This window comes from Achromobacter kerstersii (genome assembly GCF_902859595.1).
Classification (GTDB): domain Bacteria; phylum Pseudomonadota; class Gammaproteobacteria; order Burkholderiales; family Burkholderiaceae_B; genus Achromobacter; species Achromobacter kerstersii.
The window spans coordinates 253,063-277,619 of the sequence record NZ_CADIJQ010000007.1 but is presented as its reverse complement, the minus strand read 5'-3'; the positions used below and the strand labels follow the sequence as shown (position 1 = coordinate 277,619).

Annotated in this window: 24 protein-coding genes and 1 riboswitch; of the genes, 11 read left to right on the top strand and 13 right to left on the bottom strand. The window is 63.1% G+C overall.

All coding sequences use genetic code 11. The annotated features are described in order from the left end of the window. Nucleotides 1-5: 5 nt before the first annotated feature. The 4 genes from HV765_RS20920 to HV765_RS20905 all read left to right on the top strand — a co-directional run bounded on the left by HV765_RS20920 (nt 6) and on the right by HV765_RS20905 (nt 3,251). Complete coding sequence (locus HV765_RS20920) at nt 6-587, top strand: NUDIX hydrolase (protein WP_175170822.1); 582 nt, start codon at nt 6-8, stop codon at nt 585-587. Then, complete coding sequence (gene aat / locus HV765_RS20915) at nt 584-1,357, top strand: leucyl/phenylalanyl-tRNA--protein transferase (RefSeq protein WP_175170821.1); 774 nt, start codon at nt 584-586, stop codon at nt 1,355-1,357. The genes HV765_RS20920 and aat overlap by 4 nt, the downstream gene beginning before the upstream one ends. Nucleotides 1,358-1,397: 40 nt before the next feature. Beyond that, the gene (locus HV765_RS20910) at nt 1,398-2,132 is read left to right on the top strand and encodes an arginyltransferase (protein WP_054424526.1); all 735 of its coding nucleotides are present in this window, start codon (nt 1,398-1,400) and stop codon (nt 2,130-2,132) included. A gap of 75 nt (nt 2,133-2,207) precedes the next feature. Beyond that, nucleotides 2,208-3,251, top strand: coding sequence for a quinone-dependent dihydroorotate dehydrogenase (locus HV765_RS20905; protein ID WP_175170820.1), 1,044 nt, complete (start codon nt 2,208-2,210; stop codon nt 3,249-3,251). Between the two features lie 115 nt (nt 3,252-3,366). On the opposite strand, the gene HV765_RS20900 is transcribed toward HV765_RS20905, so the two are convergent. Further along, nucleotides 3,367-3,945 carry a phasin family protein gene (locus tag HV765_RS20900; RefSeq protein WP_175170819.1) on the bottom strand — a complete coding sequence of 193 codons (579 nt, stop codon included), beginning with the start codon at nt 3,943-3,945 and terminating at the stop codon, nt 3,367-3,369. 382 nt (nt 3,946-4,327) lie between these two features. Here HV765_RS20900 and HV765_RS20895 point away from each other — a divergent pair, with 382 nt between their 5' ends. Further along, nucleotides 4,328-5,305, top strand: coding sequence for a tripartite tricarboxylate transporter substrate binding protein BugD (locus tag HV765_RS20895; RefSeq protein ID WP_054424531.1), 978 nt, complete (start codon nt 4,328-4,330; stop codon nt 5,303-5,305). Nucleotides 5,306-5,376: 71 nt separating this feature from the next. Here the strand turns inward: HV765_RS20895 and HV765_RS20890 are convergent, their stop codons facing one another. From HV765_RS20890 to HV765_RS20880, 3 genes are all read right to left on the bottom strand, one after another. Continuing rightward, nucleotides 5,377-6,240, bottom strand: a complete 864-nt coding sequence (locus tag HV765_RS20890) for an IclR family transcriptional regulator (protein WP_054424533.1) — start codon at nt 6,238-6,240, stop codon at nt 5,377-5,379. A 156-nt stretch (nt 6,241-6,396) separates the two neighbouring features. Next, nucleotides 6,397-7,212: a competence/damage-inducible protein A gene (locus HV765_RS20885; RefSeq protein WP_054424535.1), complete on the bottom strand. Its 816-nt coding sequence runs from the start codon at nt 7,210-7,212 to the stop codon at nt 6,397-6,399. Nucleotides 7,213-7,246: 34 nt separating this feature from the next. Further along, nucleotides 7,247-8,056, bottom strand: a complete 810-nt coding sequence (locus tag HV765_RS20880; protein ID WP_175170818.1) for an EI24 domain-containing protein — start codon at nt 8,054-8,056, stop codon at nt 7,247-7,249. A gap of 63 nt (nt 8,057-8,119) precedes the next feature. On the opposite strand from HV765_RS20880, the gene HV765_RS20875 reads away from it, so the two are divergent. Continuing rightward, entirely contained in the window at nt 8,120-8,503 is a 384-nt protein-coding gene (locus HV765_RS20875; protein WP_054424539.1) for a thioredoxin family protein, read from the top strand. A gap of 111 nt (nt 8,504-8,614) precedes the next feature. On the opposite strand, the gene HV765_RS20870 is transcribed toward HV765_RS20875, so the two are convergent. The 3 genes from HV765_RS20870 to HV765_RS20860 all read right to left on the bottom strand — a co-directional run bounded on the left by HV765_RS20870 (nt 8,615) and on the right by HV765_RS20860 (nt 11,469). Next, nucleotides 8,615-10,108 carry a DEAD/DEAH box helicase gene (locus HV765_RS20870; protein ID WP_156336652.1) on the bottom strand — a complete coding sequence of 498 codons (1,494 nt, stop codon included), beginning with the start codon at nt 10,106-10,108 and terminating at the stop codon, nt 8,615-8,617. A 324-nt stretch (nt 10,109-10,432) separates the two neighbouring features. Beyond that, complete coding sequence (locus HV765_RS20865) at nt 10,433-10,768, bottom strand: AzlD domain-containing protein (RefSeq protein ID WP_054424541.1); 336 nt, start codon at nt 10,766-10,768, stop codon at nt 10,433-10,435. After that, nucleotides 10,765-11,469, bottom strand: a complete 705-nt coding sequence (locus HV765_RS20860) for an AzlC family ABC transporter permease (protein WP_156336695.1) — start codon at nt 11,467-11,469, stop codon at nt 10,765-10,767. The genes HV765_RS20865 and HV765_RS20860 overlap by 4 nt, the downstream gene beginning before the upstream one ends. A gap of 275 nt (nt 11,470-11,744) precedes the next feature. On the opposite strand from HV765_RS20860, the gene HV765_RS20855 reads away from it, so the two are divergent. The 4 genes from HV765_RS20855 to HV765_RS20840 all read left to right on the top strand — a co-directional run bounded on the left by HV765_RS20855 (nt 11,745) and on the right by HV765_RS20840 (nt 14,551). Next, on the top strand, nt 11,745-12,665 hold the full coding sequence (locus HV765_RS20855; protein ID WP_175170817.1) for a branched-chain amino acid transaminase: 921 nt from the start codon (nt 11,745-11,747) through the stop codon (nt 12,663-12,665). An 89-nt stretch (nt 12,666-12,754) separates the two neighbouring features. Then, a complete protein-coding gene (locus HV765_RS20850; protein ID WP_054424547.1) occupies nt 12,755-12,973 on the top strand; it encodes a zinc-finger domain-containing protein in 219 nt (72 codons plus the stop codon). 37 nt (nt 12,974-13,010) lie between these two features. After that, on the top strand, nt 13,011-13,433 hold the full coding sequence (locus HV765_RS20845; RefSeq protein WP_054424548.1) for a YybH family protein: 423 nt from the start codon (nt 13,011-13,013) through the stop codon (nt 13,431-13,433). 17 nt (nt 13,434-13,450) lie between these two features. Continuing rightward, nucleotides 13,451-14,551, top strand: a complete 1,101-nt coding sequence (locus HV765_RS20840; protein ID WP_054424549.1) for a YheT family hydrolase — start codon at nt 13,451-13,453, stop codon at nt 14,549-14,551. Between the two features lie 45 nt (nt 14,552-14,596). On the opposite strand, the gene HV765_RS20835 is transcribed toward HV765_RS20840, so the two are convergent. After that, complete coding sequence (locus HV765_RS20835; RefSeq protein ID WP_245636359.1) at nt 14,597-16,120, bottom strand: M48 family metalloprotease; 1,524 nt, start codon at nt 16,118-16,120, stop codon at nt 14,597-14,599. A gap of 57 nt (nt 16,121-16,177) precedes the next feature. On the opposite strand from HV765_RS20835, the gene galU reads away from it, so the two are divergent. After that, entirely contained in the window at nt 16,178-17,029 is an 852-nt protein-coding gene (gene galU / locus HV765_RS20830; RefSeq protein WP_054424552.1) for a UTP--glucose-1-phosphate uridylyltransferase GalU, read from the top strand. 12 nt (nt 17,030-17,041) lie between these two features. On the opposite strand, the gene HV765_RS20825 is transcribed toward galU, so the two are convergent. The 5 genes from HV765_RS20825 to HV765_RS20805 form a co-directional block, all read right to left on the bottom strand. Then, nucleotides 17,042-17,914 carry a cytochrome c oxidase assembly protein gene (locus tag HV765_RS20825; RefSeq protein ID WP_156336655.1) on the bottom strand — a complete coding sequence of 291 codons (873 nt, stop codon included), beginning with the start codon at nt 17,912-17,914 and terminating at the stop codon, nt 17,042-17,044. 96 nt (nt 17,915-18,010) lie between these two features. Further along, nucleotides 18,011-19,117, bottom strand: a complete 1,107-nt coding sequence (locus HV765_RS20820; protein ID WP_175170816.1) for a porin — start codon at nt 19,115-19,117, stop codon at nt 18,011-18,013. A gap of 50 nt (nt 19,118-19,167) precedes the next feature. Continuing rightward, complete coding sequence (mgtA, locus tag HV765_RS20815) at nt 19,168-21,969, bottom strand: magnesium-translocating P-type ATPase (RefSeq protein ID WP_175170815.1); 2,802 nt, start codon at nt 21,967-21,969, stop codon at nt 19,168-19,170. 430 nt (nt 21,970-22,399) lie between these two features. Continuing rightward, complete coding sequence (locus tag HV765_RS20810) at nt 22,400-22,738, bottom strand: hypothetical protein (RefSeq protein WP_054424562.1); 339 nt, start codon at nt 22,736-22,738, stop codon at nt 22,400-22,402. 482 nt (nt 22,739-23,220) lie between these two features. Further along, a complete protein-coding gene (locus HV765_RS20805) occupies nt 23,221-24,237 on the bottom strand; it encodes a sodium:calcium antiporter (RefSeq protein ID WP_054424564.1) in 1,017 nt (338 codons plus the stop codon). Between the two features lie 79 nt (nt 24,238-24,316). Next, nucleotides 24,317-24,482: riboswitch (yybP-ykoY riboswitch) on the bottom strand. Between the last annotated feature and the right edge of the window lie 75 nt (nt 24,483-24,557).

The window sequence follows — 24,557 nt, the reverse complement described above, 5'->3', positions numbered from 1 at the left end:
TACCCATGACCGCCAAACCGTCCATCGAATACTTCCCCGTTCCCCGCCGTTCGCTGTTTTGCACTCAGTGCGGCACTCCCCTGAACCGCCGGGTGCCGGAAGGCGACAACCGTGAACGCGACATCTGTGATCACTGCGGCGCCATTCACTATCAGAACCCGCGATTGGTGGTCGGCACGGTGCCGGTTTGGGAAAACCGCGTGCTGCTGTGCCGGCGTGCCATCGAGCCGCGCTACAACACCTGGACGCTGCCAGCGGGTTTCATGGAGCTGGGTGAAAGCACGGCGCAGGGCGCGGCCCGCGAAACGCTGGAAGAATCCGGCGCGCGCATTCAGCTGGGCGAGCTCTATACCTTGATCGACCTGCCGCAGATTGATCAGGTGCATGTGTTCTATCTGGCCCAGGCGCTGGGGCCCGTACTGGACCCCGGCCCTGAAAGCCTGGAGGCCCGTTGGTATGAAGAGTCTGAAATTCCCTGGGATGATCTGGCGTTCCGCACGGTGACAACCACGCTGCGCCACTACTTCGACGACCGCAAGCAAGGCGTCTTCGTCCCCCATCACTACACCCTAGAATCGCACCGTTGAAGCTGCCCTGGCTTGCCGCCGACACCCCGTTTCCGCCAGCGGAATTCGCGCTGACGGAACCTGACGGCCTGCTCGCCGCGGGCGCGGACCTGTCCCCGGAACGCTTGATCCAGGCGTACTCCAACGGCATCTTCCCCTGGTATTCCGAGGGCGAACCGGTGCTGTGGTGGAGCCCCGATCCGCGTATGGTTCTGGCCATTGAAGACTTTTCGCCATCCCATTCGCTGCGCAAGCTGCTGCGCCAGATCGCCAGCCAGGAATATATGGCGTCGCCCCGCGTGCAGGTGCGCGTTGACACCGTGTTCCCGCAGGTGATGGCGCAATGCGCCGCCCCGCGCGACGGCCAGCCCGGCACGTGGATCACGTCCGCCATGCAGCAGGCGTATGCCGAATGGCATCGGGCGGGCTATGTGCACAGCATTGAAACCTGGATCGACGGCGAGCTTGCGGGCGGACTTTACGGCATCAGCCTGGGCCGCATGTTTTTCGGGGAATCCATGTTCACGCGCGCGCCAAACGCCTCGAAGATCGCGCTGGCCTACCTGGTGCGCTATCTGGCCACCCACGGCGTGGAACGTATCGATTGCCAGCAGCAGACGCGCCATCTGGCCAGCCTGGGCGCGCGTCCGATCTCGCGAGCGCGCTTTTTACAGCATGTGCGCCATGTCACGTCGCAGCCCCCCATTCCATGGGCGCGCGGCGTGCTGGACAGCACGGGCCGGCTGTTACCCGACGCCACATTTGACGCCGACTTCGGCGTTAATATGTAGCGATCCATCGCCGACGTACCCGCGCGATGCGCAACTCCCCATGAGCCAGCTCAAAGAACTTCCCTTCTCCACGCTGCAGTTCTACGCAACCGCCCCCTACCCTTGCAGCTATCTGCCAGGTCGCCAGGCTCGGTCGCAGGTGGCCGCGCCCGGCCATCTGATCAACGCGGGCACGTATTCACAACTGGTCGAACAAGGTTTTCGCCGTAGCGGGCTGTTCACCTACCGTCCCCATTGCGATAACTGCCGCGCCTGTGTGCCCGTGCGTGTGGATACGGCAGGCTTCGCGCCCAACCGCAGCCAGCGTCGCGCCTGGCGCGACCATCAACATCTGCAGTCCTTCGTGGCCGAACTGGCCTGGTCGCCCGAGCACTACCGGCTCTATACGCGCTATCAGCAGGGCCGGCATCCGGGCGGCGGCATGGACGAAGACAGCCGCACGCAGTACGCGCAGTTCCTGCTGACCAGCCGCGTGAACACCCGGCTGGTGGAATTCCGCGATGCCGAAGGCGTGCTGATGATGGTGTCCATCATCGATGTTCTGGATGACGGGCTGTCGTCCGTCTACACCTTCTACGATCCCGATGTGGAGGGCAGTCTTGGCACCTACAGCATCCTGTGGCAGATCGAACAGTGCCGCACGCTGAACCTGCCCTGGCTGTATCTGGGCTACTGGATCGCAGACAGCCGCAAGATGTCCTATAAGTCCAGCTTTCACCCCGCGCAATTCCTCGTCGACGGCGAATGGCGCGACCAGCACGATCCGTCCCTCTGATTTATCCCCCGTTGCGTTCCCGCGCGCCTGCGACTGCCCGCTAGGCCGGCGAAATTCGCTCTACAATTCCGCCCCATGTCTATCCTCTTCCACGCCTATCCCCTGGCCCGCCCGGCGTTGTTCGCCATGGACGCGGAAACCGCCCACGAAGTTACGCTCTCGGGCCTGCAACGCGCTTATGAATGCGGCGCCACGCGCAAGCTCATGCATGCGCAGCCCAAAGCGCCTTGCACGCTGATGGGCATGCAACTGGCCAACCCCATCGGGCTGGCGGCGGGGCTGGACAAGAACGGCGCGTATATCGACGCGCTGGGCAATCTGGGTTTTGGTTTCATTGAAGTCGGCACGGTGACGCCGCGTGCGCAGCCCGGCAACCCGAAGCCGCGCATGTTCCGTCTGCCGCGCGCCAATGCGCTGATCAACCGGCTGGGGTTCAACAATCAGGGCCTGGATGCCTTTCTGGCGAACGTGCAGCGCAGCCAGTGGCGCAAGCAAGGCGGGATTCTGGGTTTGAATATCGGCAAGAACGCCGATACGCCGATTGAACGCGCCGCCGATGATTACCTGATTGGCCTGGCAGGCGTGTATCCCCATGCCGACTACGTGACGGTGAATATTTCGTCGCCCAACACCAAGAACCTGCGGGCCTTGCAAAGCGGCGATGAATTGTCGGCGCTGCTGGCGCAGTTGGCCGACAAGCGCCGTGCGCTGGAAGATCAGCACCAGCGCCGCGTGCCTATGGCGGTGAAAATTGCCCCCGATCTCACGCAAGAACAAATCGACGCCATCGCCGACACGCTGCCGCGCCATGGTATTGATGGCGTCATCGCCACCAACACGACGCTGTCGCGCGATGCCGTCACGGGCCAGGCGCACGCGGACGAGGCCGGCGGCCTGTCGGGCGCGCCGGTGCATGAATTGTCGTTGAAGGTGATCCGCCGCCTGAAGGAACAACTGGGCAACAGCCTGGCCATTATTGGCGTGGGCGGCGTGATGTCGGGCCAACAGGCTCGCGAGAAAATGGCCGCAGGCGCCGACGCCGTGCAGCTGTATACGGGGTTGATCTACCGCGGCCCGGCCCTGGTGGGCGAGTGCGTGAACGCCGTACAGAAGCGATAGCAAATCAAGCAGGCAAAAAAAGAGGCCACCCGGTGGGTGGCCCTAATTCCAGCTCTGCTCTGTCACTCAACAGTACTACATTACTGCGGTTTGCGCAGCATCGCGCGCCAAAAACTTAGGCGGTGCGACGGCTACGGCTGGCAACCTTGGTGGCGGCATCGGCGGCATCCGTTGCAGCCTTGAAGGTCGCGTTGGCGGCGGCATTCAGGTTCGATTCGGCCACTTCAGCAGCCTGCTTGGCGGCCTTGGTCACGGAATCGTAGGCGCTGTTGGCCGTGGCCAACGAGGACTTGATCAGGGCAACGGCGCTTTCGGAACCGGCCGGCGCGTTCTTGGAGAACTGGTCGACGGCTTCGCTCAGCTGTTGCTGGCTTTCGGCGATCTGTTCTTCGGTCAGCTTGACCAGGTTGCCTTGCACGCCGGCAACGATGTCATACACGTGCTTGGTGTAAGCCATGGCCTTTTCGGCGCCCGGTTGCAGCAGGCCCGATGCGAACGCAGCGGCTTCTTGCGGATCTTTCACTTCAGAGGCTTGCTGCGAGCGCTGGGTGACTTCGTCCAGCGTGGCGCGCACGACCTTCATATTCAGTTCAACCAGCTTTTCAAAGCCAGCGAAAACAGCGGATTGGGCGGCCACGAAAGTGTTGATGCTGGCCTTCTGGCGGTCCAGAACTTGTTGCGGAATTGCGCTCATAGAATGCTCCTTTAGGGGTAGCCGGAAGCTTCCGGCAAGTCAGGATGGTTGTCTGCGACGAAAAATAAAAACGTGCGCGGAAACTGGTACTACAAGCTACCGCCGGCCCGTTTGATGCACTGCACAATTCACATTCTAGACTGGCAGATTTTCTTGTCAAGCAGTTTTTGTGCAACGCAACAAGTATTTGCACTTTAACGGTGCAGGCCCCTGCACGCCTTTGATCCAGAACAAGAATTTCCCATGATTCGGGAAATACCGGACATGACGGCGTATCAATTCTTTTCTACACTGCTTTCACGCTGATGACAGATAAAACAAACCATAAGTCAGCGGCATAAAACTAAATCGCAGCAAGCAAAACCCTGCAATTGGAGACTTCATGACCCTCATCCCCCGCACGCTTTCGGCCCTGCTCGCGGCCAGCGCCATGCTCGCCACTGGCGCCGCCCAAGCGGAATATCCGGAACGCCCCATCAATATGGTGGTGCCATTCGCCGCAGGCGGTCCGACCGACAACGTCGCCCGCTCGCTGGCGGAAGCCATGCGGCCGAGCTTGGGCCAGACGGTTGTGGTGGAAAACAAGGGCGGTGCCGGCGGCACCATCGGCACGACGCAAGTCGCCCGCGCCCAGCCGGACGGCTATTCCATCCTGCTGATGCACGCCGGCTTCTCCACTGCGCCGTCGTTGTACAAGAATCCCGGCTACGACCCTTACAAGAGCTTCGAGCCCATCGGCCTGGTGGTCGACGTGCCCATGACCATCATCGCGCGCTCGGACTTCCCGCCCAACAACATCAAGGAACTGGCCGAGTACGTCAAGGCGAACAAGGACAAGGTCTCGCTGGCCAATGCCGGCATCGGCGCCGCCAGCCATCTGTGCGGCACCATGCTCGTGGAAGCGCTGGGCGTGCAATTGCTGACCATCCCGTACAAGGGCACCGCCCCCGCCATGAACGATCTGCTGGGCAAGCAGGTCGACCTGATGTGCGACCAAACCACCAACACCACGCAGCAGATCGACAGCGGCAAGGTCAAGGCCTACGCCGTGACCAGCCTGCAACGCGTCCCCACGCTGCCCAAGCTGCCGACGATGGACGAGTCCGGCTACAAGGGCTTCGAAGTGGGGATCTGGCACGGAATGTGGGTGCCCAAGGGTACGCCCAAGCCGGTCGTGGACAAGCTGGTCAAGAGCCTGCAAGCCGGCCTGGCCGACCCCAAGTTCCAGGAACGCATGAAGCAGCTGGGCGCCACCGTGCTGACCAATGAAGCCAACCCGCAAGGGCTGGAAGCCAAGGTGAAGCAGCAAGTGCCGCAGTGGGCCGAGCTCTTCAAGAAGGCAGGTGTCGAACAGCAATAATGCGGTTCGGATAAAGCGCTGTCTGCCTACGAAAAAAGCCCCTTGCGGGGCTTTTTTTGCGCCTGCACGCGCTAGGGACGCAAGGCTTCCGCCGCCATGCCTAACCCATTGAAACCAGTGGAGACCGAGGGTTCGTAACCCAATGCTTCGGAAATGCTGGCGGCGGTATCCACCAGCGCCTTGATCCAGTCATCCTGCAAGCGTTCTGCCGGCGCCGAGATCGACAGACCCGCCACCAGCTTGCCGGTGTCGTCAAAAATGCCGGCCGCAATGCATCGCACGCCCAGCTCAAGTTCTTCGTTGTCGCGCGCATAGCCATGGCGGCGCACCAGCGCCAGCTCGCGTTCCAGGCGGTCCAGATCCGTCAGGCTGTTGCGGGTGTGGCCCGCCAGGCCGGTGCGCAACGCATAGGCGCGAACCTGGCGCGCGTCGCCGGTGGACAGGAACAGCTTGCCAGTGGACGTCAAATGCAACGGCGCCCGTCCGCCAATGGCGCGCACCACCTGCATCCCCGAGCGCTCGCTCCAGGCGCGGTCGATGTAGACGATTTCGTCACCTTGCTGCACCGATAGGTTGATCGTTTGCCCGGTCAGCTTGTGCAGCGAACGCATGGCCGAAATGGCCGCTTCGCGCACGTTCAGCCGCCCCTTTACCAACGACCCCAGCTCCAGCAAGCGCATGCCCAGCTGGTACAGGCCGTTGTCGACGCGCTCGACATACCGGCCTACGACCAGATCGTTAAGAATGCGGTGGGCGGTGGAAGCGTGCAGGCCCGTGGTCGCGGACAATTCCTTGAGCGTGACAGGGTCCTGCTGCGCAGCCAGGGCATCAAGCAGGCGCATGGCGCGCTCGATGACCTGAATGGCGATGGGATGACCGGACGCGCCTTCGGTCTCGGCGTCCAGGGGATTGCGGGGTGTCGAAAGACGGGGCATAGGGGGAGGTTGGGCTCGCGCCGCGCCGCCGAAAAAAACCGGCCTTGCGGCAACGCAGCAAACAGTTCTTTCCCGTATTGTGAAATTTACCGCGCCATTTGGCAATGGGTTTTTCATCTATAAACGGGGCCGCCCCCCGTTTATAGAGGGTCAATCTCAGGCCGCAGCCGGGGGCGCGAGCTTTCCACCCAGACGCAGCACTTCCGCCCGCAAGAACTCCAGCGCCTCGGCGGCAGCGGCCGGTTCGCCCTTGACGCCCAGCTCAATATGCGGGGTGCCGCCCGCTTCACCAACGCTAGGCAAGCTGAAGGCGCGCACGTCCGGCCAGCGGGTTTCGACACTGATCATCGCGGGCGTGATGCGCGATTCCGGCATGCTGAACACAAGGAAAGAATGCTCGACATGGGCCCGCACATGCTGCAGTGCACGATAGCGGGTGTCGAGCGTCCATTCCAACATGGGCCACGCCATGACGGGAAAGCCCGGCACGAAGGTGTGGTCCTGGATAAAGAAGCCGGGAATGCGGTTGTACGGGTTCGGCACGATTTCGCAGCCTTGCGGAAACATGCCCATCTGCAAGCGCTGCTGGTTTTCCGGCGCGCTCATGTCGGCGGTTCCCTGCCCTTTGGCCGCCATTTCGGACGTGCGCAGCGCAATCGCCGCTTCGGCTTCCGGGTGCAAGGCCAGCGGCAAACCCAGCGCGGCCGCGGCGGCCTGACGGGTATGGTCGTCAGGCGTGCCACCAATGCCGCCGCAAGAGAACACAACGTCGCCCTTGGCGAAGCTGCGCTGGTAGGCGGCCACCAGCGTGTCGCGTTCGTCGGGCAGGAATTCGGCCCAGCTCAGATGCATGCCGCGCGCGCTCAGCAGCTCGACGACTTTGGAAAAATGCTTGTCCTGACGGCGGCCCGACAGGATTTCATCCCCGACGATGATGAGGCCAATGCGACGGGCGGCGGATTCAGCGGCCATGTCCAGTTCCAGAGGGTAAGAGGGAAGACGCCGGTCAGACGTCGATAACGCGGTCCTGGCGCAAGCGCTTGAGCGCTTCCAGTCCGTAATGCGCGTAGACCAGCGCGGAAAACACCGGCAGGATAATCCACGCGGGCGGCAACAAATTCAATAGCGAACAGATCAGGCCGATGGTCCAGAAGCCGCCGTTGTTGCGTTCCAGGATCAGCTTGCGTTCGGCCGGGCTGGCGTGTTCGACGATGGCGTCCACGCGCATCATGCGCGAGAACGCGAACGCCCACCAGAAGATCGACAGCACAATCGCCATGGGTGGCACCAGCCACAACGGCAGCGTCAGCAGCCAGCCGGCCGCAAAAGCGGCCGACACCCAGACCGCATTCCACACGCTGACCGCCGTCGAGTATTTTCCTTTGCGGCCCACGCTGGCGTATTCGCGTTGCCCCACATGGCGCAGCACCAGCGGCATCACGAAGACCGCGGCAATCGCCAACCCCAGCACGCCGGATACCGGCAGCAAAATGGCACAGGCAAGAAGGGGAATCAGATAGACCTTGAGCGAAAACAGCCCCATGGCCAGCATCCAGTCTTCTGCGCGATTCAGCATGTCGACGCGCGAAATCTGGGCGCCCAGCCATTCAACCAGCGGCGTCCAAAAAAAATACAAAAGCAGCAGCGCGCCCACCAGCGTAATCAGAAAAGGGAGCAGCACCGCGAACAACATCGTCGGGTGGCATTGGGACACCAGCGCGCGCTTGAATGCCTGGCCCACGCTGACGGCGCCGGCCCCGGCGGTGGAAAAACGGCCGTTGTCGGGCGAGGCGGAATCAGTGCGCAAGGCGGTCATGGGAACGGAAAAATGGGGTGGACATCCCGGGTATGATAGTCAAACACGCCCTGATCTGCTCACATGTCTCTACTCGTACCCGGCACTGACCTGGCCGCCCTGCGCACACGGCTGGGCGCAACCCCCAACACCTGGCTCGTCGCCTGTTTCTGCGCCGCATGGTGCGACACCTGCGAGCAATACAAGCCCAAACTGCAAGCGCTGGCAGATACGTTGCCGCAACACGTCTTCGCATGGATCGACATCGAAGACCACGCCGAACTGCTGGGCGACGAGGATGTTGAAAACTTCCCCACCCTGCTCGTGCAGATCGGGTCGCGCGTGGTGTTCTACGGCCCCATGCTGCCGCACATCGGCCATCTGGAAAGACTGCTGGACAGCGTGAACGAGAACAGCCCGGCCATCGCCACCGAACTGCCGGATCTGCCGAAGCTGCTGGCCGCCTGAGCGCACGCCGCTGCGTGAGGCCGCGTCGCCTTCAAGCAACAACCTTCAAGCAATAAAAAACCCGCAAGGCCATTTGGCGATGCGGGTTTTTTTACATGCCTGACAAAGCAATCAGGGCTTGCGCGAACCGCCCAACAGCACGGCCACCTGGCGCTTGGGCGCCGACGAGGAATTGCCGTCGTTCTTGGGCGCCTGATCTTCCGCCTGCGTACTGGCCGACGAGGACGGCTCGTAAGGCTTCAGGAAGAAATCATCCACGGGCTGGCGCGGGCCGCTGGACGTGTAGCCCGAGCGGCGATCCGACGAGCGGCCGCCACGATCGCCACGATCGCCACGGCTTTCACGGCCGCCATCGCGGCCTTCGCGCGACGACGAACTGGGGCGCTCTTCGCTGCGGCGATGGCTGCGCGCCACGGCGTCGGCGGGCAAGTCCAGCGTGCCGCGCGGCACTTCGCGCTTGATCAGCTTTTCAATGTCGAGCAGGAAGCGCTCTTCGTCGGGCGTGAACAGCGCAATGGCTTCGCCCGATGCGCCCGCACGGCCGGTACGGCCAATACGGTGCACGTAATCTTCAGCGTTGTACGGCAGGTCATAGTTGATGACGCAAGGCACGCCGGCCACGTCCAGGCCGCGCGCGGCGACGTCGGTAGCAACCAGCACTTCCAGGTCGCCGGCCTTGAAGGCTTCCAGCGCCTTCATGCGGTCAGCCTGGGTCTTGTCGCCGTGGATCGATTCGGCTTTGACGCCGTCGCGTTCCAAATCACGCGCCAGACGCGCTGTGCCAATCTTCGTGTTCGAAAACACGATGACCTGCTTCAAGCCGCGCGACTTCACCAGATGCACGACGGCGGCGCGCTTGGCGTCGCTCGACATCTTGTAGGCGATTTGAGTAATGTTCGTGGCGGTGGCGTTGCGCGCCGCGACTTCAATCTCGACGGGCTGGTTCAGATACGAACGGCCGAGCTTGCGGATTTCGTTGCTGAACGTGGCCGAAAACAGCAGGCCCTGACGCTGCGCGGGCAGCAGGCGGATGATGCGTTCCAGATCCGGCAGGAAACCCATGTCGAGCATGCGGTCCGCTTCGTCCAGCACCAGAATGCCAACCTGGCTCAGGTTCACGTTCTTTTGTTCAACGTGGTCCAGCAAGCGCCCGGGGGTGGCGACCAGCACTTCGCAACCGCGGCGCAGCGCTTCTTTTTGCGGGCCGATATCCACGCCGCCAAACACCACCGCAGAACGCAGCGGCGTTTGCTTGCTGTAGCGCTTGACGCTTTCGAACACCTGATCGGCCAGTTCACGCGTCGGCGTGAGGATCAGTGCGCGCACCGGATGGCGGGCGGGCGATGCGCTGGTGTTGGCCAGCGGCATCAGGCGATGCAGGATCGGCACCGTGAACGCGGCGGTCTTGCCGGTACCCGTCTGAGCGGCGCCCATGACGTCGCGCCCTTCCACCACAACAGGAATGGCTTGCGCCTGAATGGGGGTTGGCGTGGTGTAGCCGGTTTCAACGATGGACTGCAACAACAGAGGGTGCAGTCCGAAATCGGCAAACGTCGGCGCGGGCGCGTCGGCGGCAGGTGCTACGGATTGAATGGATTCAGTCATCAGGGTTTGGCAGATACCGGGACCAGTGAAAAAGAACAAAACGAGAGTGCTACATGCACTGCACTACATACGCATCGGGGCAATCTGAATGCGCGTGATCGCATCGCGATGGCACGCAAATCGCCGCGAAGCGCATTCGGCTTCGCGGGCAATCGGCGCCCTGCCTTGTTGGCCAGCGGGCGCATTCTTCGACTCGATACTTATGAGGGCAGTACCAGGCCCGGATTGCTGTGGATAACTTAATTTTAGCGCAGGCGCATTACCACACGCGCAAACGGCGCATGTGTCCATCAGATGGACGATATATGGCCGATACGGCGGGTGTCAGCCTGCCAGCCAGCGCAAGCCCCACAACACCAACATGCCAACGATGATCACCAGCACGGCGCTGCGAGTACGCAGAAAAACCAGAATAGCGATCAAACCCGCGACCAGCTTGTAGTCGAACACCGGGCCCAGGCCCGCTTTCCACGGTAACAGGTCAGGCACGACGATGGCGGTCAGTGCGGCTGCCGGCGCGTAGCGCAACGCGCGCCGCACGCCGTCCGGCAGGGGAATATAGTCGCCAAACAGCATGAAGCCCGCGCGCGTCAGCACGCTGCAAAAGGCCAGCAGCAGGATCGCACAATAGACGTAGATCTCGGAAGGCCAGAGGGTCATGGACGCGCCTTGAAGAATCGTTCAGCCCACATGCCGGCCACCACGCCGGCAATGACGGCCGCGGCCAGACCCAGCCGCAAGGGCAGCACCTGCCCGGTCCAGGCGACCACGCCGGCAGCCAGCATCGACACCAACATGGGCTTCGAGCTGGCCAGCGGCACCGTAATCGCCAACAGGGCCAGCACGGCGGCAAAGTCCAGCGACCAGTTGGTGGGCACCATGGCGCCCAAATAGATGCCGACAATCGACGACGTTTGCCACACCAGCCAGCCCGGCCCGATAGTGCCCAGGAAAAACCACAGCTGCTCGCGCGTGCCGCGCTCGGCTGAATCGCCAAAACGCGGCATGAACAGCACGAAGCCCATGTCGGTTGTGAAATAGCCCAGCCCCAGCCGCTTGGGCCAGGACAGATGCCGGAAATAGGGATGCAGCGCCGCGCCGAAGATGATGAAGCGCAGGTTCACCACGCAGCCCGCGGCAAAGATGAGCCACAGCGGCGCGCCCGTAGCGATCAGCGGCAACGAGGTGAGTTGCGCCGAACCGGCGTAGAGCAGCAGCGTCATGGCCAGCGCCATGGATTCGGTCAGACCGGATTTGACCATGGCCACGCCCGTCACCAGGCCCCAGGTCGCGGTGGCGATCAAGGCGGGGACGATGGCGTGGACACCGGCGCGAAACGCATTCAGGCGTTCCTGGCGGATGGCGCCGGCGCGCTGGCCGGGGTCTTCGGAGCCGGGGTCGTTGGAGCCAGGGCCTTCGGATTCAGGAAGCGCGGATTCAGAGGACAACGGCTGACCCCTGGCGATGCGGACAGGACGACATGGGAACTCTTACGGGTTGCGCGGGCCGAATGGCACCACGTGCACCACGCCGGTGCGCGGACAGGCAGTTATTGTAACCTCGCCGCTTGATACAATATGCGCCTCAAGATTCTTGGGCCGCTTGAAGATCCGGCGCGCTCTGTGTGGAGAAGACCATGTCGATGGCTGATCGCGACGGTTTCATCTGGTATGACGGCAAGCTCGTTCCGTGGCGCGACGCGACCACGCACGTCCTGACGCATTCCCTGCACTATGGCCTGTCCGTCTTTGAAGGCGTGCGCGCCTACAAGTCCGAGATCGGCACCGCCATCTTCCGTCTGGAAGACCACACAAACCGGCTCTTCAATTCCGCGCACATCTACCAGATTCCAATGCCCTTTGATCGCGACACGATCAATGAAGCGCAGCGGATGGTTGTGCGCGAAAACCAGCTGGAATCCGGCTACCTGCGCCCCTTGGTGTTCTACGGCCCGGAAAAAATGGGCGTGTCGCCCAAGGGCGCCCGCGTTCATGTGGCGATCGCCGCGTGGCCCTGGGGCGCGTATCTGGGCGAAGACGCGCTGTCGCAAGGTATCCGCGTCAAGGTCTCTTCGTTTGCGCGCCAGCACGTGAACGTCACGATGCCGCGCGCGAAAGTGGCCACCACCTACGCCAACTCCATCCTGGCCAACACCGAAGCCCTGCAAGACGGCTACGACGAAGCCCTGCTGCTGGACACCGAAGGCTTTGTGGCCGAAGGGTCTGGCGAAAATCTTTTCATCGTCAAGGACGGCGTGCTCTGCGAACCCGAAATCGCGTCCGCCCTGACCGGCATCACCCGTTCCACCATCCATGCGCTGGCCGCCGACTTCGGCTTGCGCGTGGTCACCAAACGGCTGACGCGCGACGACGTCTACATCGCCGACGAGGCCTTCTTCACCGGTACGGCCGCAGAAGTCACGCCGATTCGCGAGGTCGACAACCGCCAGATCGGCGCCGGCCAGCGCGGACCCGTTACCGAGAAGTTGCAGAAAGCATTTTTTGACATGGTGAATGGCCGCATCCCGAAGTACCATCACTGGCTAAGTAAAGTCTGAAGTTTGACGCTGATCCGTGCGGCCTTGTCCCGACAAGCCGCAACATTGCCCCAACCTGCCGTTTATCGGTTCTTTTTTCAGGAATATCCATGACCGCTGCTGCCCCGGCCGCCGTCCCCCACGCTCACGAAGTCATTGAGGTCGGCGCTGAAGACCTGCCCGTGTTCTGCCCCGGCCCGAAAGCGCCGCTGTGGAGCATGCACCCCCGCGTCTTCCTGGATGTGGCCCGTTCCGGCTCCGCCAGCTGCGCCTACTGTGGCGCCGAGTACCGCCTGAAGGCCGGTACCGTGCTGCACGGCCACCACTAAACGCCCGCCGCACAACGCCTACCCGTCAGCCGCAGCCATGTTTGCCACGCCCGAAGAAGCCGAACACGCGTTCTACGAAGCCCTGGAACAGGGGGACAGTGTCCGTCTGATGCAGGTGTGGGCGGACGACGAAGAAGTCGTCTGCATCCACCCTGGCGGCCTGCGCATCGTCGGCCACTCGGCGGTGCACGAATCCTGGCAACAGGTGCTGGCCAATGGCCCGCTGCACGTCCGCCCGCTGCGCCCGCTGGTCATGCTCAGCATGATGTGCGCGGTGCACGTGCTGGTCGAACAGGTGGCCGTTCGGACACGGGAGGGCACGCAGTTCGCAAACTGCTACGCAACGAACATCTACCACAAGGGCCCCATCGGCTGGCGCATGGTCATGCACCATTCGTCGCCGGCGCCCACGGAAGCCGGGGTGCTCGATTTGCACGACGTACCCGACATGCTGCATTGAATCGGGTGGATTTTTAGTTGGCCGCTGCTCGTCTAGACACATCCCCCTGCCCCGTTCCCTCCTGGTTGCCAGGGGGCGACTCCCAAACCATTTACGCATCCGTGTTTGCGCAATACCACCGGATCGCCTTCGTGCGAGACCGCGTGGAAACGCCAGATACCGATTTCGTGGATTTTGATTGGACGGGCCCAGGACTCTTTCCGCACAAGGCCGCCGACGGCGCGCCCGTCAGCGGACAGGGCCCTGTGGCCAACGGCAAGACCGCCGCGGCGCGGTGGATGACGGACGCCGACTGGAAGTCGCTGCCGCAAACGCCCGACACGCCGGCGCTGATTCTCTTCCACGGCCTGGAAGGCGGCAGCAATAGCCGCTATGCCCAATCCGTTGCGCATTACTTCCGCGCACGGGGTTGGATCGTCGTCATCGCGCACTTCCGGGGTTGCTCGGGCGTGCCGAACCGGCTGGCGCGCGCCTATTACTCGGGCGACTCCGCCGAGGTCGGCTTCCTGCTGGAAACGGTGCGCAGCCGCATCCCGCATGCGCGCTGGCATGCGGTGGGCGTGTCGCTGGGCGGCAATGCGCTGTTGAAGTATCTGGGTGAACACCAGGAAGACACCGGCTGGCTGACCGGCGCCGCGGGCGTTTCCGTGCCGCTGGACCTGGTCGCCTGCGGCAAGACATTGTCTACCGGGGTGTTCAACCGGCGCGTCTACAGCGCCCATTTCCTGAAGACGCTCAAGCACAAGGTGCTGGAAAAGGCGCACCGCTTTCCCGGCTCCATCGACGTGATGCGGATCGCGCACGCGCATGATCTGCGCGAATTCGACGACACCTACACCGCGCCGATGCACGGTTTCCGCAATGCGCTGGATTACTGGACGCGCGCGTCCAGCAAGCCCTGGCTGCCGAAGATTTCCGTGCCGACGCTGGTGCTCAACGCCCGCAATGACCCCTTCATTCCGGCGGCCTCATTGCCCAAGCCCGACGAATGCGCGCCGGTCATTCTGCTGCACCAGCCCACTGACGGCGGGCACGCCGGTTTTCCCACCGGCGCGTTCCCTGCGCATCTGAACTGGCTGCCGCAACGTTTGGGGCGTTTCTTCGAAACGGGCTTGTAAGCCGCGACCCGGCCCGGGGTGATCCCGGGGCCGGGTCCAACGACATCAACCCGACTTGAAGCGTTCCAGCAGCTGCCGTTCTTCGGCCAGCTTGTCTTTCACTTCCTTGATCTGCACGTCGATCTGCGATTGCTCGTAGAAATCGGTCGACAGGCCACGTGCCTGTTGCAGCTGAGATTCCGCAGCAGCAAAGGCGCCGGTCATGACGTAATAGCGCGCCAGATCGCGGCGCGCCTGCACGGGCTTGCCGTTGCGCTCTTCGCTTTGCGCCAGCATCTGGTACAGGCTGGGCTCGTCGCTGCCCCATTGTTTGATCTTCGCGCGCAGGTAGTCTTGCGCATCGGCATGACGGCCGTTGCTTTGCAGCGCCTGGGCATAAGCGATGCCCAACGCCCGCTGCTCGGGCCAGCGCTTGGTCGCCGCCTGGGCCAGCTCCAGCGCACGCGGATATTCCTTGCGCGCCAACGCGATATCCACACTCAGCTTGGCCAGTTGCGCCGAATTGCGCCCCCCCGCCGTGGCCAGGTTCCAGTAGCGGTCGGCTTCGGCCAGGTTGTTGCGTTGGAAGGCCTGCAAGGCCAGCCCGTAATAGGCGGCCGACTGACGCACGCCAGACAGCGCCTGCGCCTCATCCTGCAATTGCTGGCCGGCCGAACGCAGGCTGACGGCATCTCGCCCCTGCACCACGCGCATCTTGGCGCGCACGTACCAGAAATCATCGCTGTCCACGTGACGGGATGCCGGAAGCGACCGCACACGGTTCTGGACGTCGGACATACGCTCAATGGACAACGGGTGCGTGCTGGCCCATGAACCGCCGCCCGCCCCTTCGTTCAGGCGCGATGCGTTCATCAGCCGCGAGAACATCTGCGACATGCCCTCGGCGTCGTAGCCCGCTTTAGTCAGCATCTGGAAGCCGGCGCGGTCAGCTTCGCGTTCAGCATCCCGCGAAAAGCCCAGTTGACGGTTGATGGCCGCGGCCTGCCCGAATGCCGCCACGCCCATTGCCAGGTTGCCGCCACCGCCCGCCAGGGCCGCCAGCAGCGCGCCGGCCAAGCTGGCCAGCATCACCATGCTGTTCTGGCTTTGCTGCGTCATGCCACGCGCAATATGGCGCTGCACGACGTGGCCGATTTCGTGCGCCAGCACGGCGGCCAGCTCGGACTCGCTGCCCGAGGACACAATCAGCCCCGTGTTCACGCCAATAAAGCCGCCGGGCATGGCGAACGCGTTGATCTCGGGGTCGCGCACGCCGAACATTTCCACCTCAGGCACGGCGCCAGGCGCAAAGGCCGCCAGCTTGCGGCCCATCGTGGTCAGGTATTGGCTGAGTTCAGGGTCATCGACATAGGTAGGGTCGCGCCGGCCTTGCGACATGATGGCTTCGCCCAGGCTGCGTTCCAGCATGGGGGACAGCTCGGCGGCCGAGGCCGCGCCCATCGAGGGCAAGCCGACCGGCTGCGCCCAGGCGGCGGCCGGAATGGTGGGGGCGACGAGGGCGGCGCTGAGCCCGATGATCGCGCCTCGTTTCGCAATCGAGCAAATGGATGGCATTTTCCTGCGGTTCATAAGCCTATGATAGCGATGAGCTTAAAATGTTTCACCGATACCCCAAACGAGGTCTCAATGCGTCCCGTCCGTAAAGCCGTTTTCCCTGTCGCCGGCATGGGCACCCGCTTCCTGCCCGCCACCAAGGCGATGCCCAAGGAAATGCTGCCCGTGGTCGACAAGCCGTTGATTCAATATGCCGTTGAAGAGGCCGTAGCCGCTGGCATCACCGACCTTATTTTTGTGACCGGCCGCAACAAGCGCGCCATCGAAGACCACTTCGATTCCGCCCCCGAACTTGAAACCGACTTGGAACTCAAAGGCAAGCACGAGCTGCTGGCCATGGTGCGGGGCATTCTACCTGCGCATGTGAATTGCCTCTACATCCGGCAATCGGCCCCGCTGGGTCTGGGCCACGCCGTGCTGTCGGCCGCGCCCGCCGTGGGCGACGAGCCCTTTGCCGTGCTGCTGGCCGATGACCTGATCGACGCCGACACCCCCGCCATGAAACAGCTGGTGGACATTGCCGTTGCGCAGAACGCCAGCGTGCTGGGCGTGCAGGACGTGCCGCGCGCCGACACGCGCAAATACGGCATCGTGGCCACCCGCGAGGGCGAAGCCCAGCTGGATGCACGCACCGAACGCGTCACGCATATCGTTGAAAAACCGGAACCGGACGCCGCGCCGTCAACGCTGGCCGTTGTGGGCCGTTACGTGCTGGAAGCCGCCATCTTCGACCACCTGCGCTCCACCAAGATGGGCGCGGGCAACGAAATCCAGCTGACTGACGGCATTGCCTCGCTGATGCGCGAACGCGCCGTGTTTGCGCACCGCTTTGAGGGTGTGCGATACGACTGCGGCAATAAGGCCGGCATGTTCCAGGCCACCGTGGCGCTCGGCAAGAAATACCACGGGCTGCTGCCGGAATAATCGGGTAGCGGTTTACGCGGACACCGCCGCGCGGGCCTTGGCTCGCGCGCGCGCATCCCGGTCAGCTTTGCGCAACCGTCCCTTGCCAGACAAGCGCATCAACGTGCCCAGCGCCACCATCAGGCCGATCACTTCGACCAGCGCAGCCGGAATCCACATGGTCAGGCCGCCAATGGTCTGGTCGGTCTGGGCGGACATGGCAATCGCCCGGCCGCACAATTCAAACAAGGGATAGATATCGCTTTCGGTGAAGGCGATGACAGCGCCCGCCACCATTTGCGGCAGCATCGTCAGCACCGGCGAGATCACGCGCCCGCCGGGCGTCATCGCGGCAGGCGGCGCGGGGCGGCGGTCCAGAATCAGGTTCCAGTACATGAACCCGCTGATGACTACCGACCAGTTCATCAGCCGATACAGCCGCCAGTCCAGCATGGAATAAAACTGCACCGACGGAATCAGCCAGACCAGCACCAAAAAGACGAACAGCGTCGGCACGAAAATCTTGTTGGTCAGCACGGCCACGGTGGCGCGGCCTGCGCCCGTGCGCAGAAAGTCGCGCAGGCGGATGCGCCATGACATGGGCAACCCTGCCCGCATGACCTGCCCCGGAAAGGCCGCCATCACCAGCAGCGGCCCCAGATGATGCAGCACCAAATGCTGGATGCGGTGGATGAAGAACATGCGCTCGGCGTAGTAGTCCACCCGCGTATGCATCGACAGGTACAACAGCACCAGCCCCGCCCAGAAGAACACGCGCCGCGCGCCCGTCACATGGTGGACGCGCTGGCCGCGCACGAACAGCACGATCGCCACCACGAAGGAGGCCACCAGCGTGGGAGAGAACTCCCAGGGTATGAGCCATTCGAGACTATCCATGCAGGCTATCCAGAAGACATCAGAAGGACGGGAAACGGCGCCAGGCGCTGCTACCCGCCGATTGTAGTGGACCCTGCCCGCCTCTGGTCCGGTGGGGCGGAGGGATCAAAAATGGTGCGAAATGCCGGCTCCAACACGGGTGGTGTGGGAGTTGGCGGGGTCAAACTGGTTGTCGAGCGTGTAATTCGACGCATATCCAGCAAAGCCATACAGCGTCGTCCGCGGCGACAGCGCATAGGTATAACCCAAGGTCACCAGTTGCGCATTGCGCGCCGTCATACCGTTGTCCCAACGCCAGTCCGGCCGCGCCAGCGACCATTGCAGCATTACCGTGCCCGGGCCCACCGGCGCGCTTGCCCCCACGAGCCAGGCATCGACCGTGCCGCCCCGCACAAAGGCGGCCGGCCCCAGGCCTAGCCCCAGGTCGTCGGGGTCGCCGCCATCCAGCCCCGCATAGCCGTTCTTCTGCCGCGACCAGGCAAGTGACAACTTCAGCACTTCGAAGTCATACGAGGCGCCCAGCTGAATGGCCTGCGGGCGTCCGCCGATACCTTCCGGCGCATTGGCCAGCCGCAGCTGATCGAACGTGGCAACCGCCAACAGCGGGCCGCCTTCGTATTTCACGCCCATGCTCAACGCACGGTTGTTCTGATTGGTGCGGAATTGGCCTTGGTCATCGGCATCGAACGCATACCCGACGCCCGCCTGGAATCCGTCCCAACTGGGCGACATGACGTTGACCATATTGCTGAATTGAAAATTGTCGGACGCCTTGAACGTGGCGCCCATGCCCATTTCCTTCCACGAGGCAATTTCCAGGGCATTGCCGAACTGCTGGCCGATGGTGTGCTGGCGTCCCAGCCGCAATTCGCCATACTCCTCGTGGCCCAGGCCCACCCAGGCGGCGTAATTGAAAAGCTTGCCGTCTTCTTCCAGCTTGCCGCTGGACGGATCGAACCCGCTTTCCAGCTGGAAGCGGCTACGCCAGCCGCCCCCTAAATCTTCGGCGCCCTGCAATCCCCACAGGGAATCCGTCAGGCCGCCGTTGAGCAGGCCGCTGTGACTGCCCTGCCCTGACACGTGGGTGACGGCGACGCCCGCGTCCACCACGCCGTACAACTGCACGCCCAATCCGTCGTCATCGGCGGCGAATGCCGCAAGCGGCGGGCCCACGCAGCATGCCAGCGCCACCCTGCAAAATGCATGTTTCATGTTCTTCTCCTGACAGGCGGCAGGCGTAACGCCCACCGCCTCTGCACGATTTACTGCCAGCCGTAACGGCGGACCCAGATGCCCTTGAGCAGTTGCGTCAAAACGCAGTAGCTCAACAGAATGCCCACCAGCCAGGGGAAGTAGCTCCACGGCAGCGCCTGCAGCTGAAAGTATTCAGCCAAAGGCGAGAACGGCAGGATCAACCCGGCCAGCACCACCATCACCGTCATCAGCATCAACGGCCAGGCTGCGCGGCTTTGCAGGAAGGGAATACGGCGCGTACGAATCATATGCACAATCAAGGTTTGCGATAGCAGGCCTTCAACGAACCAGCCGGATTGGAAGAGCGTCTGGTGCTCGGGCGCGTTGGCTTGGAACACGTACCACATCAACGCGTAGGTCGCGATGTCGAAGATGGAGCTGATCGGGCCAAAGAACACCATGAAGCGGCCCAGGCCATCCGGGTCCCATTGCTGCGGCTTTTTCAGGAGTTCTTCGTCGACATTGTCGAACGGAATGGCAGTTTGGGAGATGTCGTACATCAGATTCTGCAGCAGCAGATGGATGGGCAGCATCGGCAAAAAGGGCAGGAAGGCGCTGGCGACCAATACGGAAAACACGTTGCCGAAGTTGGAGCTGGCCGTCATCTTCAAGTACTTGAGCATGTTGCAGAAGGTCTTGCGGCCTTCGATGACGCCATCTTCCAGCACCATCAGGCTCTTTTCCAGCAGGATGATGTCGGCCGCTTCCTTCGAGATATCCACCGCCGAATCCACCGAAATGCCCACGTCGGCCGCGCGCAATGCCGGCGCGTCGTTGATGCCGTCACCCATGAAGCCCACCGTATTGCCCTGGGCACGCAGGCTGCGCACGATGCGCTCCTTGTGCGCGGGCGTCAGCCGGGCGAACACATTGGCTTCGCGCACGGCGGCAGCCAGCTGCGTATCGTCCATGGCTTCGATCTCGGCGCCCAGATACACCTTGCGGACCTCGAAATCGACTTCGCGGCAGACCTTCTGCGTGACCAGCTCGACGTCGCCCGTCAGCACTTTCACTTCAATGCCCGATGCCTTCAGCGCCGCCAACGCGGGGCCGGTGGATTCTTTCGGGGGGTCAAGAAAGGCGATATACCCCACCAGCACCAGATCGGATTCATCGGCCACGCCATAGGTTTGCTGCGTGGGCGGCATTTCCTTCACGCCCACCGCAATCACGCGCAAGCCGTCGCGATTGAGTTCGGCCGTCACCCGGCGGATGTCCGCCCGGCGCGCATCGGTCAGCAAATGGACGTCATTGCCCACCCGCAACCGCGTGCATGCCGACAGCATTTCTTCCAGCGCGCCTTTGCAGATCAGCTCGTGATGATCGCGGCCATTCTCGGTTTCGTTGACCACCACCGACATCCGCCGGCGCGAGAAATCAAACGGGATCTCGTCAACCTTGCGGTACTTGGCCGCCAGGTTCAGGCTGCGCTGCACTTCCGCGTGCTGCAACACCGCAACATCCAGCAGGTTCTTCAGACCGGTCTGGTAGTAGCTGTTCAGATAGGCATAGGCCAAGACATCGTCGCTGCTGGTGCCATAGACATCGGTGTGGCGTTCCAGCACGATGCGGTCTTGCGTCAGCGTGCCCGTCTTGTCGGTGCACAGCACGTTCATCGCGCCCAGGTTCTGGATGGCGTCCAGCCGCTTGACCACAACTTTGCGGCGCGACATGCGCAAGGCGCCCTTGGCCAGCGTGGCCGTGACAATCATCGGCAGCATCTCGGGCGTGAGGCCCACGGCGATTGCCAGCGCAAACAGCAGCGCTTCCAGCCAATCGCCCTTGGTGAAGCCGTTGATCAGCATGACGATCGGCGCCATGACCAGCATGAAGCGGATCAGCACCCAGCTCACGCGGTTGATGCCCTGTTGAAACTGCGTGGGCGCTCGGGTGGTTTGCGTGACGCGGCCAGCCAGCTGGCCGAAATAGGTGTCGCCGCCCGTCGCAATGACCAGCGCGCTGCCCGACCCGCTGACCACGTTGGTGCCCATGAACGCCATGTTTTCCAGTTCCAGGGCGTTTGCCGTTTCCACGCGCTGGATGGCGTGCTTTTCAACCGGCAACGATTCACCGGTCAGCGCCGCCTGCGCAACGAATAGATCCTTGGCGTTGAGGATGCGGCAGTCGGCGGGGATCATATCGCCCGCGGACAGCAGCACGACGTCGCCCGGCACCAGCTCCGCCAATGGCACTTCCATCTGGTGGGAGCCCGAATCGTGCAGCGGCGCGCCGAATAGACGCCGCCCGCTGCCATTTGCGGCCGGCGCTTGCGCGTCGGCACGCAGCACCGTGGCGGTGTTCTGCACCATGGCTTTCAGGGCCTCGGCCGCCCGGTTCGAGCGCAGTTCCTGCGCAAAGCGCAGCACCGTCGAAATGACGACCATCGAGCCGATGATGACAACCGCCGTCCAGGACTGGTCATCCGAGTCGGCCATCTGCACATCGGTCAGCCACGACAGGCCGGCCAACGCGGTCAGCAGCAGATTGAAGGGGTTGCGGTAGGACAGCCACAGGTGGGAATACCAGGACAGCGGCTTTTCGTGGTCGACCTCGTTGGCGCCATGGCGTTCACGCGCAGACTGCGCCTGCGCTTCGGACAGCCCGCCGCGTCCGCTGCCAAATCGTGAAAACAGGGCGTTTAGCCCCATGCTCGACAGGTCGAGCATGGGCCGGTTGGCGCGGCGGGACGTATCGGACTCGGTGGCGGCGGCGTGGGCGCCTTGTTCAAGAATGGGGGAACGCCGGAAATGGCGGCCAACGCGCCGCCGGCCCGCGGCGGACGAGAAAAAGGACTTCAGAAAGGTAAACATCGGAGTCTTCCGGTTTTTATTGTGTTGTTGTCGAAGACACGGGCACCCCGCCCGATGTGCTGCGCGCGGGCAGCAGCGGGCCGCAGCTTTCAAAGGAAAGCCGACAATCCGCCGCGTACGGGCGCGCGCAGGCACCGGGGCAATGTTGCCGGTGTCCGGATCGCGTGGAAGTCGCGCCGGGTGCGGAAAACGGAAGGGAAGCGAGCTAGGGAATCGAAACCGGCGCAAGCGGCGCGATCGTCAAGAAAGACGTCGGCCAAGCCGGGGATTCAATGCTGCGGAGTCCGTATGCGCCGGAAGAATGTCCGGCCAGTCGGCTCGCAGGGAGAAGACAGGTCAGACAGGCATGCCGGCGCCGTGCACGTGGCGCAATCGAGGGTCAGGGTCTAAGGCACTGGGCATGATCTCTCTCTTGGGTGGACAGCGCCCGTCAGGCGGCCATTGCGGCGGTTTGCGCGCCGAAATGCACGTGACGAACGGCGGGGTTGGCGCTCAGGCGGCGCGCTTGCGACATCAATTCAGCCCGCAGCTCCGGGGGGCAATTGACGGTGATGCAAGCCGACGCGAGGTTCGGGTCGCGGCCTTGGTCAATCTGCACTTGCGAGACATCCAGGCCGGCGGCGCTGAAGTCCAGGCAGATCTGCTTGCGCAAGGCGCCCAGCTCGTCGCGCGGACAAATGACCGTCAAACGCGACGTGCCGCGACGGCGGCCCAGGGCGGTGGCGCGGTCTACGCCAGCGCGGCGTAGGAACAAGTCGAAGAAACGCATAACGACCTCCATTGCAAGAATGGGGAACGGTCATCGCGAGTACGCGTGCACGCGCAGACGCGGCGCATGGCGGGCGAACACAAGACGTGCACGAACGCTGGCGCTGCGACGAGCGGCGGTTCTGGCGGTTTATGCTGGGGAATGTCCCGGCAAGCCGAAGGCTTGCGCTATTGCGTGGGTAAAAACAAAGACCCGGGGCTTGGGATACGCCGCAACCTGTATGACAGGATGCGGCAGATGGAGCTCTGCGTGTTTCCTGTCAGACAGCGATGTCGATGCAAGATCGACTACTTTCGCCGGAATCGGTATTCACGAAGACTGCTCCTGAGATGGATAACAGGCGGAGTTTACGCGGGTTTCCACTGATGGACAAGGGTTGACCGCTTAATTGTGGGCCTACTTGCTTAAGAGGCAGCAAAAAGAATGCAAAAGCGGCGCAACGCCTACAGGCCCTGCGCCGCCGACTGCGTTGCGCCTAACAATCAGGCGTAGAAGTGCCAGCCCAGATAGGCCGCGAACAGCGCATAGAACCCGCCCACCGCCGACAACGCCGGCACGCTCATGACCGAACGGCGGAAGCGCAGCCACAGCAGCCCGATCGACAGCATCGTGAACAGGCCAGCGGCCAGCAACGGGGCGTCAAGCAGCCAGGGGGTCATGAAGATACCAAGCGCGCTGGGAATGGTCGCCTGGATCATCATCGCGCCCGAGATATTGGCCAGCGCCAGGCGTTCCTTGCCCTGGCGCACCCAGATCAGCGCATTCATGATTTCCGGCAGCTCGGTGGCGACTGGGGCCAGCAGCAAGGCGGCCACATGCGGCGATGCGCCCATCGCCACGCCCAGCACTTCAATCTGATTCACAAACACATGCGACGCGCCGGCGATGACCACCAGCGCCAGGATCGTCTGCGTGGCGGCCCAGAACATGGACGGGTCTTCGTCGCGGGGGCGCAGCTTCAGCGGCTCGAGGTCTTCGCTGTCAGTGCGTTCTTCGTCATGGCTCAGTTCGCGCTTGATATACAGGCCATACGTGGCCAGGAACAGGATGCCCAGCCAGGGTTTCCACGCGAAGGCCAGCAGGCCCAGCCCGACCTTGAAGATGAAGATGCCCATGAACCAGGCCTGGTCGCGGGCCAGCCGGCGCTGGTCCGCGTTGATACAGTTGGCCTGCAGGGTCTGACCACTGCGCTGCCCACGGCGGGCTCGCCACAGCGCAACACCGACTACGGCATACGCCAGCGTCGCCAGCACCAGGGGGCCGCCCATGGCGGCGCCGACGCCGATATCTTTCTGTTCAGGGGTCTCGCCGAACACGACGGCCATGAAGGTGACCGCGCTTTCAGGCAAGGCTGTGCCAAATGCGGCCAGCACGGTGCCGGTGGCGGTGGCGCCCAGGTGGAAGCGATGTCCGACCCATTCAACGCCATTGACGAAGAATTCGCAGGCGAAGTAAATCACTGCCGCGGACAGGAAAAACAAAAACAGCGTGAGCAACATAGGAACGAAGCCGGACGAGCAGAAACCAATTGGCGCGACGCTACGGCTCGCCCGGCTAGGGTGAACGCAACGCGGCCAAAGGTCTCGCCTGGCTGATCCATGCTGGCGGGCGGGCCGCTTGCATGGAAACCGTTAGCGCCATGGAGTTCTAGCAACCGCACCGCGGCCCTGAACCACCAAGTCTGTTGACGCTAACTCCTTTGGGGACAAAGGATGGCTACTCCCCAATGACAGAGCCGCGATTGTAGCAGCGCCAACATGACCGTCCAGTGAATCCCGGGCAGGCCGCACAGGTTCGCGCCGCACTGTTGTTTGCACGC

Bases quoted from the DNA above. Each gene is read 5' to 3' on its own strand.
- HV765_RS20885 (WP_054424535.1), bottom strand. From the start codon at position 7,212: ATGGCCGCTGAATCCGCCGCCCGTCGCATTGGCCTCATCATCGTCGGG.
- HV765_RS20890 (WP_054424533.1), bottom strand. From the start codon at position 6,240: ATGCCCCGTCTTTCGACACCCCGCAATCCCCTGGACGCCGAGACCGAA.
- HV765_RS20905 (WP_175170820.1), top strand. From the start codon at position 2,208: ATGTCTATCCTCTTCCACGCCTATCCCCTGGCCCGCCCGGCGTTGTTC.
- mgtA (WP_175170815.1), bottom strand. From the start codon at position 21,969: ATGTTTACCTTTCTGAAGTCCTTTTTCTCGTCCGCCGCGGGCCGGCGG.
- HV765_RS20875 (WP_054424539.1), top strand. From the start codon at position 8,120: ATGTCTCTACTCGTACCCGGCACTGACCTGGCCGCCCTGCGCACACGG.
- galU (WP_054424552.1), top strand. From the start codon at position 16,178: ATGCGTCCCGTCCGTAAAGCCGTTTTCCCTGTCGCCGGCATGGGCACC.
- HV765_RS20805 (WP_054424564.1), bottom strand. From the start codon at position 24,237: ATGTTGCTCACGCTGTTTTTGTTTTTCCTGTCCGCGGCAGTGATTTAC.
- HV765_RS20855 (WP_175170817.1), top strand. From the start codon at position 11,745: ATGTCGATGGCTGATCGCGACGGTTTCATCTGGTATGACGGCAAGCTC.
- HV765_RS20835 (WP_245636359.1), bottom strand. From the start codon at position 16,120: ATGAACCGCAGGAAAATGCCATCCATTTGCTCGATTGCGAAACGAGGC.
- HV765_RS20865 (WP_054424541.1), bottom strand. From the start codon at position 10,768: ATGACCCTCTGGCCTTCCGAGATCTACGTCTATTGTGCGATCCTGCTG.
- HV765_RS20810 (WP_054424562.1), bottom strand. From the start codon at position 22,738: ATGCGTTTCTTCGACTTGTTCCTACGCCGCGCTGGCGTAGACCGCGCC.
- HV765_RS20880 (WP_175170818.1), bottom strand. From the start codon at position 8,056: ATGACCGCCTTGCGCACTGATTCCGCCTCGCCCGACAACGGCCGTTTT.
- HV765_RS20820 (WP_175170816.1), bottom strand. From the start codon at position 19,117: ATGAAACATGCATTTTGCAGGGTGGCGCTGGCATGCTGCGTGGGCCCG.
- HV765_RS20900 (WP_175170819.1), bottom strand. From the start codon at position 3,945: ATGAGCGCAATTCCGCAACAAGTTCTGGACCGCCAGAAGGCCAGCATC.
- HV765_RS20910 (WP_054424526.1), top strand. From the start codon at position 1,398: ATGAGCCAGCTCAAAGAACTTCCCTTCTCCACGCTGCAGTTCTACGCA.
- HV765_RS20870 (WP_156336652.1), bottom strand. From the start codon at position 10,108: ATGACTGAATCCATTCAATCCGTAGCACCTGCCGCCGACGCGCCCGCG.
- HV765_RS20845 (WP_054424548.1), top strand. From the start codon at position 13,011: ATGTTTGCCACGCCCGAAGAAGCCGAACACGCGTTCTACGAAGCCCTG.
- HV765_RS20920 (WP_175170822.1), top strand. From the start codon at position 6: ATGACCGCCAAACCGTCCATCGAATACTTCCCCGTTCCCCGCCGTTCG.
- HV765_RS20850 (WP_054424547.1), top strand. From the start codon at position 12,755: ATGACCGCTGCTGCCCCGGCCGCCGTCCCCCACGCTCACGAAGTCATT.
- HV765_RS20895 (WP_054424531.1), top strand. From the start codon at position 4,328: ATGACCCTCATCCCCCGCACGCTTTCGGCCCTGCTCGCGGCCAGCGCC.